Raw genomic sequence first — 8,546 nt, 5'->3', positions numbered from 1 at the left:
CCCCCGCCCGCCCGCCGGCGCCGCGGGGGCGGGGGGCGGGGGCTCGTTTTCGCCAGGGCCCGCGCGACCCAGCTCTTTCGGTCTCGGTGTGCATGGGAACAAGGATCGCCCGGCCCCGGCGTCCGTCGCATCTCATTTTTCTGTTCTAACGCCGTTGTCCACGCCGTTGACGAGCCGCGGCCGACCGGCCCGATGATCTTGCCGGGGTGGTCAGGCCAGGTCAGGCACCCGGTCGAACCAGGGACGGGCGGCCTCCAGCTGGGCGGCGACGCGCAGCAGCGTGCCCTCGCCGCCCAGCGGGGCGACGAACTGCACACCGAGCGGCAGGCCGCCGTCGGTCCAGTACAGCGGAACGCTCATCGCGGGCCGCCCGGTCAGGTTCGCCAGCTGGGTGAACGGCACCCAGCTCAGGTTCGCGAGCACCGCCTTCTCGATCACCCCGAGCCGGCGCAGCAGCTTGCCGGCCCGCAGCCGGACCAGGGACATGCCGGCGGCCGTCTCCAGCGCCGACGTGGTGACCTCGGCGACCTTCAGCGGCTCGCGGGCGAGTGTCGGGGTGAGCAGCAGGTCGTAGCGGCGGTGGAAGTCCACCAGCGCCCGGGTGTAGCCGTGCCAGCGCGACCGGGCCAGCTCCAGGGACAGCGCGTCGGTGGTCCGGCCGAGCTCCGCGATGATCAGCGTGTCGGTCTCGAAGCCGTCCCCGCCGGCGGCCCGCGCCTGGGCGACCAGATGCGCGGTCTTCACGTACCAGGCGGTCAGGAAGTCCGTCGCCAGCGCCTTCTCGTCGACGACCTGCTCGACGGCCTCGACGTCGTGGCCCAGCTCGCGCAGCAGCGCGGTCGCGTCGTCGAGCGCGGCGACGGCCTCGGGGGACGGCGTCGGGTTGAGCGCGGACGTCGTGCGCACCCCGATCCGCAGCCGTCCCGGGTCGCGGCCCACCTCGGCCAGGTAGCTGCCGGGCGGCAGGGTGGCCGGCAGGGACGGGGCGTACGGGTCGGCGCCGGCCAGGACGTCGAGCATCGCGGCGGTGTCGCGGACCGAGCGGGAGAGCACGCCCTGCGCCGACATCGCGTTGCCGTCGCCCTCGGCGGGGCCGTGCGGGACGACGCCACGGCCAGCCTTCAGGCCGAACAGGCCGCAGCACGCGGCCGGGATGCGGATGGACCCACCGCCGTCGTTCGCGCCGGCCACCGGCACGATCCCGGCGGCGACCGCGGCCGCGGAGCCGCCGGATGACCCGCCGGGCGTGTGCGCCAGGTTCCACGGGTTGCGGGTCGCCCCCCACAGCTGCGGCTCGGTGATGCCCTTGGAGCCGAACTCGGGGGTGTTGGTCTTGCCGAAGATCACCAGGCCCGCGTCGAGCCAGCGCTGGACGACCGTCGCGTGCTCGGTCGGGACGTGGTCCTTCAGCGCCCGGCACCCGGCGGACATCGGCACGCCGGCGTAGTCCTGGCCGAGGTCCTTCAGCAGGAACGGCACGCCGGCGAACGGGCCGGACAGCTCCTCGTCCAGGCGCGCGTCGGCGAGGTCGTCCATCGGCCGGATGATCGCGTTGAGCCTCGGGTTGACGGCGGCGGCGCGGTCGCGGGCCGCGGCGAGCAGCTCGGCCGGCTTCACCTCGCCGCCGGCCACCAGCTCGGCCATCGCCGTCGCGTCCAGCGACCGGTACCGCGCGAAGTCCATCGCCCCTCCACCGTGAGATCCCTGCGTGACGCCGTGATCGTGTCACCTGTGCGATCCGGGCGCGCGTCGGCAGGCGGTCTAGGTGGCCAGGCCGCCGCTGAGGGCGACCGGCGGCGCGGCCGGGTTCGTCGGGATGACCGGGCCCGTCGGCGCGCTGGTGACCGTCCGCAGGGCGCCGGTCGCGGTTCGGTAGTCGACGGTGCACGTGAACGACCGGGAGCCCGCCTTCCAGCTGGCCGCCGAGATCCAGACCCAGCCGGTCTGCGCCGTCGGCGAGTCGTGGAAGTCCTGGCCCAGGTAGGTCTTGGCGATGGCCATGCAGCGCGGCTCGGCGAGCAGCTGGAACTGGCTGGTGTCGGGGGCGACCTCGCCGGGCCGCGCGGGCAGCGTGATCGCGCCGACGGCCACGGCCTGGTGCGGGGCCTCGCAGGGCACCGTGCCCTGCACCCCGTCGGCGGTCTCGGCCAGGCAGGAGCCGGCCGGGTAGACCAGCGACTGGTCGGCGCCCTCGACGATCCCGGTGAACGCCGGCAGCTCGCCCGCCGGCGGGGCGGCGACCAGCGAGCGCTGGCGAAGCCCGCAGACCAGGCTCCGGTCACCCTCGTCCCAGCTGTTCGTCGACGGCCGGACCGCCCCGGTCGCGAACAGGCCGTCCGGGTCCAGCGGGTAGCCCAGGAACTCGGACGCCGCCGGGGCGCACAGCCTGTCGGTGATCGAGGCCCAGCCGGTCTCCGTCGGGTAGGCGCCGCCCGCCGGGTACACCCCGGGGTCGAGCGTCGCGGTCGACACCGCCTCGAACAGGTGCGGCTCGGCGCACGGCACCTGCTGGGCGGTCCCGTCGAGACCCGTGCCCTGGGTCCAGCGATAGCAGTCGCCGCGCCGGAAGTCGAGGTGGTCGAGGGTGACGTCGCCGGTGGTGGTCGGCTCGGGCGCCGTCGTCGCGCCGGCCGCGCCGTCGTCGGCGGCCGTGGTCGCGTCGTGCCGCCCGGTCGGGCCGAACGCCAGAACCCCGACCGTGACCGCGGCGAGCACGAGCACCACGTCCAGCCCGACCGCGTTACGCCCCCACCAGAACGACCGTCGCCAGGGCTTCCAGTCAGTCACCTGGTTCTCACCCTCTGCTCGCCGGTGACGGGGGGAGTGGCCGCGGCGCGGCCACCGGTCCTAGCCTTCTCAGGGTCCTAGCCCTGCCAGAGTCCTAGTCTTGCCAGATTCGTCAGGCGAGGACGCCCTGTGTGGGGTGAAGTTGGTCGCCTGTCACCGTCCGTGGTTGGTTCGCCGCAGTTGTGTAGTCGATGGTGCAGGTGAATGCCCGGGTTCCCGCCCGCCAGCTCTCGGGCCGGATCGGGTAGAAGCCGATCCGCTCGGTCGTGGTCTGGCGGAACGACTGGCCAAGGGCGCCGCGCGCGACCGCTGCGCACCGCGTCACGGCCTGCTGGACGAAGGAGGCCTCCGACGGGGGTGTGCCGTCTGCGGTGTCAGGCAGGCGGCCGGTCCCGATCGCGACGGACCGGTGCGGCTCGGCGCAGGCGACCACGTGGGTGGTCTGGCTGGCGTCCGGCGCGGACAGGCAGGTGCCGACGGGGTAGACCCAGGCCTGGTCGGCGCCCTCGACCTTCCCAGAGAACAGCTGCTGGTCGTGGTTCGTCACCACCAGGCCCGGGACGGAGCCGTTCAGGCCGCAGTGCAGGGCCCGGTCCCCGGTCTGCCAGCTGTCCTCGGCTGGGCGGATCGCCCCGTTCTGGAACCGGCCGTAGGGGTCCAGCGGGTAGCCGAGGAACTTCTCCACGGTCGCCAGGCAGTAGCGCTTGTCGATGTCCAGCCACTGGTCCTCGGTCGGGTAGCCGGCGCGTAGGGGGAACTCGTCGGCGATGCTGACGGTCCCGTCGGCCGCCGCCTCGAACAGGTGCGGGCTGTCGCAGGTGACCTCGTCGACGCTGGCGAGATCGGCCGTCTGGTCCCACAGGTAGCAGTGCCCGCGCTGGTAGGGGCGGTCGGCCAGCTCGACCGGCGGGTCCGTCGTGGCCGCGGGGCTCGCGGTCAGCGTGCCGGCCGGGGTGGCGGCGGCCGCGGGCGCCGACCGTGGCGAGTGGTGCAGGACGTCGCCGAACAGTAGGTATCCGGCGCCCAGAGCGAGGACCAGGACCGTGCCGACGCCGACGAGGAGCCGGCCGCGCCTACGCGGGCGGGGCTCTTCGGCCGGGCTCCAGTCGCGCGGGGACGGCGTCGGCGACGGCGTCTTCGACCGCCGCGTCCGACGGCGGGTCCGGGACACGGCCGGCCCGTCGGCGGAGTAGCGGCGGACCGCCGCGCGGGTGCGGGCGGGGGCCTCGTAGACCGACGCGCCCTTGACGAACGACTCGTCCAGCACCAGGTCCGCGAACGGGTCGTCGCCCTGTCCCTTCCTGGCGCGCCGGGCTCGGCCCGGCCGCGGTTCGCCCGCTGCGTCAGGGTCCTCGCCCACGTCGTCTGTCACGGTTCCCCCATTTCGTCGGCCCGGGGCGCGGCGCCCGGGTCTGGCGCCGGGACGGTAGCGCCCCAGATGTCTCGGTGAATCCGGCTGGTGCTGGTCGGTGTTCCGCTGTGGCCGGGTGGTGACCACCGGCGTCGGCCGGCCGTCAGGACAGGCGCCCCGCCGGGTGCAGCTGCTCGCCCATGACGCCGCGCGGGTCGCCCGCGGCGGTCACGTAGCTGACCGTGCAGGTCGTCGTGTGGCTGCCGACGCGCCAGCTCTCCGGCGCGATCTGGAACCAGCCGACCCGGACGGTCGCGGTCTCCTGGAACGCCGGCCCGAGGTTCGCGTGGGCGACGCCCAGGCACTGGCGCTCGATCACGGCATCGCTCGGCGGCGCGCCGGTGGTCGTGTCCGGCAGCCGGGTGTCACCGATCGCGAGGAGGTCGTGGGTGGCCGCGCAGTCCACGACGGTGACGTCGGCCGCCGTGACGCTGTCGAGGCACTCGCCGGTCGGGTAGACGAACGACTGGTCCACGCCGCGTACGGCCCCGGTGATCAGGTCGATCCGGCCGGGACTCTCGTCGACGCTGGGCACCACGCCCTGCAGGCCGCAGACGACGTCCCGGTCGTCGGTCCGCCAGCCCGACTCGGTGGGCACGATGCGCCCGATGACGAACCTGCCGTGGGGATCGAGCGGATACCCGAGGTAGGTCTCGACGGGGCTGGTGCAGTACCGGGCGCCGATGGCGTCCCAGTCGGCGTCGGACGGGTAGCGGGCGCCGGGCGGGTAGTCCGCGGCGATCGAGACGGGGGCGTCGGCGACCGCCTCGAACAGGTGCGGTACCTGGCAGGACACGTCCTGGACGACAGTGTGGTCCGCGTCCTGGTTCCAGCGGTAGCAGTCGCCGCGCAGGTAGTCACGCCCGTCCAGCTCCGGGTCGGGCGTCCCGGTGAGGGTGGCCGCGGGGCTCGCGGAGCCGGCCGGCTGGGTGGGCAGCAGGGCTCCAGGCGTCCTCGTCGGGGCGGCCACGGCCGCGGCGTCGGCGCTCCCGCCGCCGCGGCCGCGCGTGATGCCGACCGCGGTGAGCCCGAGGGCGGCCAGCACGACGACTCCGGCCGTGACGGCGAGCGCGGCCCGGGCCTTTCGTCGCCGGGACCGTCCGACGGGCGATGGCTGGCTGGGCAACTGGGGACTTCCCCAGAGCAACGGCGGGCCTGCCGGCGTCGGGACGCCCGTCGGTGTGGGGTATCCCGGCGAGGCTGGGGAACCCGGACCGGCGGTTGGCCGCGCGGGCGTGGACTGGCCGGTCGCCTCCAGGTATCGCCGGCGCAGGTCGCGAGCGTCCGGTGGAGGGCCGTCCGCGAGGCCGGCGAGATCGGGAGCTGTGGGCTCCGCTGCCGGCGGCCGCGCGGGGGCAGGCTGCTGCTCGCGGGAAACCTCGTCCGCCATGTGTTTCTCGGTCCACCTGTCTGTCGCCACGGCCGGGGCGGGGGGCCCCCCCCGCCGGGCGGGGGGGGGCGGGCCCGGGGCGGGGCCCCGCCGCCCGGCCCCCCCGGGGGTGCAGGAACTGTGGCGCGCATATTACTGCGCTATGTCGCGAAGGGCTGAATTGCCCGCCTCTGGGGGCCGGGGCGCGGGGCGGCGTCCGGGCCTACGAGGCCGCGCCGCGGGCCGTCCGCCTGCTCGCCTTCTTCGTCGCGGTGCCCCCGGGCGGGAGGCTGCCGGCGAACCGGACGCCCTGGTCGAGCCAGTCGATCAGCGCGTCGGTGCCGGCGACGGCCGCGGGATCGACGAGCACCCAGCCGTTCATCGCGCGGCCCCGCATCTCGAACGGGCCCACCCCGTCCTGGATGATCGCGGTCGGGTAGGCGTCGGGGCCGACGCGCAGCATCAGGCCCCTGGACATCACGGCGCACACCATGTTCCCGTCCAGCAGGAACGCCAGCCCGCTGAACATGCGCTTCTCGGTCAGCCCGGCCCGCGGCCCGAGCACGTCCCGGACCCGCTCCGCCAGCTCCGCGTCGAACGCCATCGCCAGACCTCCCTCGCCGTGCGCCGCGGCCGCGAGCCGCCGCCGGGCTGGCCGGCGCCGACGATCCGTCACGGTTCCGTCGGTGCTCCGCCGCCGCCATTGTCATCGCGGCCACCGACAACTTCCCCGCCCAGCCCGTTGACCTCATCCGGGCTTGAGGTTGTCGACTTGGGCGGTAAGGCTGGCCGACCTGGAGGAGATACATGCGCGCGGTGTGGTTGCGGGAGTTCGGTGGCCCTGAGGTGCTGGTGGCCGGGACGGCGCCGGACCCGGTCGCCGGGCCGGGCCAGGTCGTCATCGCGGTCGAGGTGGCGAACGTGACCTTCCTCGACACGCTGATCCGGTCGGGCGCCCCGGGGCCGTTCCAGGTCGCGGCGCCGGTCGTCCCGGGCAACGGGGTCGGCGGCGTCGTGACCGAGGTCGGCGCGGGCGTGGACCGGGGGCTGCTGGGCCGTCGGGTCGTCGCCAGCCTGGGTGGCTCCGGCGGCTACGCCGAGCGGGTGGCGGTCGACGCCGACAGCCTCGCCGAGGTGCCCGACGGCCTCGGCGTCGACGCGGCGACCGCGGTGCTCGCCGACGGACGGACCGCCAGCTGGCTGCTGGACGCGACGAAGGTCGCGCCGGGTGAGCGGGTGCTGGTCGACGGCGCGGCGGGCGGTGTCGGCTCGCTGCTGGTGCAGCTGGCCCGGGCGGCCGGAGCGACGGTCGTCGCCGCCGCAGGCGGTGCCGCGAAGGTGGCGCTGGCCGCTGACCTCGGCGCCCAGGTCGCCGTCGACTACCTGCGCGACGACTGGCCGCAGGACGTGCGCGACGCGGTGGGCGCCGTGGACGTCGCCCTCGACGGCGTCGGCGGGGCGATCGGCCGGGCCGCCTTCGACCTGCTCGCCCCTGGCGGGCGGCTGCTCTCCTACGGGCTGACCAGCGGTAGCTGGGCGGCGGTGACCGACGAGGAGGCGGCGGCCCGGGGGGTCACGGTCGTGCGGGGACGGCCGAGCCCGGCCGACAACCGTCGGTACCTGCTGGCCGCGCTCGCGGCGGCCGCGGCAGGTGGCCTGCGCCCCCTGATCGGGCAGCGGTTCCCGTTGGAGGAGGCCGCCGCGGCCCACGGCGCGATCGCCGCCCGCGCCACCGTCGGCAAGACCCTGCTCGTAGTCCGGCGCTGACCGGCGGACGCCCCCGCCGGGGGCGGGCCGGTGGCCGGAGCTCAGTCCCAGTCCTCGGCGAGCCCCCCGGTCGCCGTCGGGCGAAAGACCGGGATGCGCCCGAGGGCGGTGACCAGCGCCGCGTCCGCGCCCAGGGCCGGCCCCCACGCGGCCCCTTCTACGAGCAGCGTGCCGATCGTGACGACGTCGGCGCCGGCGGCGCGCAGCAGGCGCAGCGACGCCGCGATCGAGCCCCCGGTCGCGATGACGTCGTCGACCAGCGCCACCCGCCGCCCGGCGACGGCCGGCACTCGGGCCCGGTCCAGCAGCAGCCGCTGCGGCACCCCGGTCGTGATCGACTGGAGCGGCTCGGCGAGGGCGTCGGCGAGGTGCGCCTTCGGCGTCTTCTGCAGGATCACGTAGTCGTCCAGCCCGAGCGCCCGGCTGACCTCGATCGCGACCGGGATGCCCAGGGTGGCCGCCGAGACGACGACCTGCGGCCGGCTCGGCGCCAGCAGCGCCGCGAGGTCGGCGCCCGCCTGCTGGATGAACGCGACGCCTACGTCGATCGTCATCAGCAGCGCGACGGTCAGGTCCGTGGAGATCCGGGTGAGCGGCAGCTCGATCTCCTGCGACCCGACCGTCGCGCGGTAGGTGGCCCGCTCGTCCGCCATCTCGGCTGCTCCCTCACCACGGTCGTCGGTTCGCCTGTCGTCGGTCGTCACGGCTGTGCCGTCACGTCAGTCCCGCGCGTGCCAGCAGGCCGGTGGCCGCCCGCTCGGCGTCGGCCCGCAGCGCGCCCAGCGCGCCGGCGCCGAGCCAGGTCGCGGCCCCGTCGCGCAGCACCCAGCGGCCGTCGCGCAGCACCCAGCGGCCGTCGACCAGCACGTGGCGGACGTCGGACGCGCGGGCGTGGCGGACGACGGCCGCCGGCCAGTCGTTGACCCGGGGCCACCAGTGCGGGCCGGCCGCGTCGAGGACGGTGACATCGGCCCGCATCCCGGGGCGCAGCCGGCCGATCTCCTGATCGAGGCCCAGGCAGCGGGCGCCGTCGACGGTCATCATGCGCAGCAGCGCGGCCTCGTCGAGCTGGCCGCCGGCCCTCGGGTCGCCGTCGCGCAGCCGGGCGAGCCGGGCCGCCCAGCGTGCCTCGGCGATCAGGTCGACGTCCGGATTGAGGCTCGGGTTGTCGACGCCGAGGCCGACGGTGACCCCGGCGCGGCGCAGCTGCGC

8 protein-coding genes are annotated in these 8,546 nt (G+C 75.6%); 1 reads left to right on the top strand and 7 read right to left on the bottom strand.

All coding sequences use genetic code 11. The features are described from left to right. Positions 1 to 210: 210 nt before the first annotated feature. From I6A60_RS40005 to I6A60_RS39985, 5 genes are all read right to left on the bottom strand, one after another. Positions 211 to 1,683 carry an amidase gene (locus I6A60_RS40005; protein ID WP_203024810.1) on the bottom strand — a complete coding sequence of 491 codons (1,473 nt, stop codon included), beginning with the start codon at positions 1,681 to 1,683 and terminating at the stop codon, positions 211 to 213. Between the two features lie 78 nt (positions 1,684 to 1,761). Next, positions 1,762 to 2,787, bottom strand: coding sequence for a septum formation family protein (locus I6A60_RS40000; RefSeq protein WP_203024811.1), 1,026 nt, complete (start codon positions 2,785 to 2,787; stop codon positions 1,762 to 1,764). Between the two features lie 112 nt (positions 2,788 to 2,899). Beyond that, positions 2,900 to 4,159: a septum formation family protein gene (locus I6A60_RS43840; RefSeq protein ID WP_203011873.1), complete on the bottom strand. Its 1,260-nt coding sequence runs from the start codon at positions 4,157 to 4,159 to the stop codon at positions 2,900 to 2,902. Between the two features lie 142 nt (positions 4,160 to 4,301). Next, complete coding sequence (locus I6A60_RS39990; RefSeq protein ID WP_203011875.1) at positions 4,302 to 5,588, bottom strand: septum formation family protein; 1,287 nt, start codon at positions 5,586 to 5,588, stop codon at positions 4,302 to 4,304. Between the two features lie 202 nt (positions 5,589 to 5,790). After that, positions 5,791 to 6,171: a TfoX/Sxy family protein gene (locus I6A60_RS39985; protein ID WP_203011877.1), complete on the bottom strand. Its 381-nt coding sequence runs from the start codon at positions 6,169 to 6,171 to the stop codon at positions 5,791 to 5,793. A 203-nt stretch (positions 6,172 to 6,374) separates the two neighbouring features. Between I6A60_RS39985 and I6A60_RS39980 the strand changes: the two genes are divergently transcribed. Beyond that, positions 6,375 to 7,334 (top strand): zinc-binding dehydrogenase, encoded by a 960-nt coding sequence (locus I6A60_RS39980; protein WP_203011878.1) that lies wholly within the window; start codon positions 6,375 to 6,377, stop codon positions 7,332 to 7,334. 41 nt (positions 7,335 to 7,375) lie between these two features. On the opposite strand, the gene I6A60_RS39975 is transcribed toward I6A60_RS39980, so the two are convergent. Further along, positions 7,376 to 8,038, bottom strand: coding sequence for a phosphoribosyltransferase family protein (locus tag I6A60_RS39975; protein WP_307874114.1), 663 nt, complete (start codon positions 8,036 to 8,038; stop codon positions 7,376 to 7,378). A gap of 10 nt (positions 8,039 to 8,048) precedes the next feature. Next, on the bottom strand, positions 8,049 to 8,546 hold a 498-nt coding region (locus I6A60_RS39970), incomplete at its 5' end, for an amidohydrolase family protein (protein WP_203055869.1).

It is taken from the genome of Frankia sp. AgB1.9 (assembly GCF_016786355.1).
In the GTDB taxonomy this organism is placed as follows: domain Bacteria; phylum Actinomycetota; class Actinomycetes; order Frankiales; family Frankiaceae; genus Pseudofrankia.
This window is presented reverse-complemented; position numbering and strand designations above follow the sequence as displayed.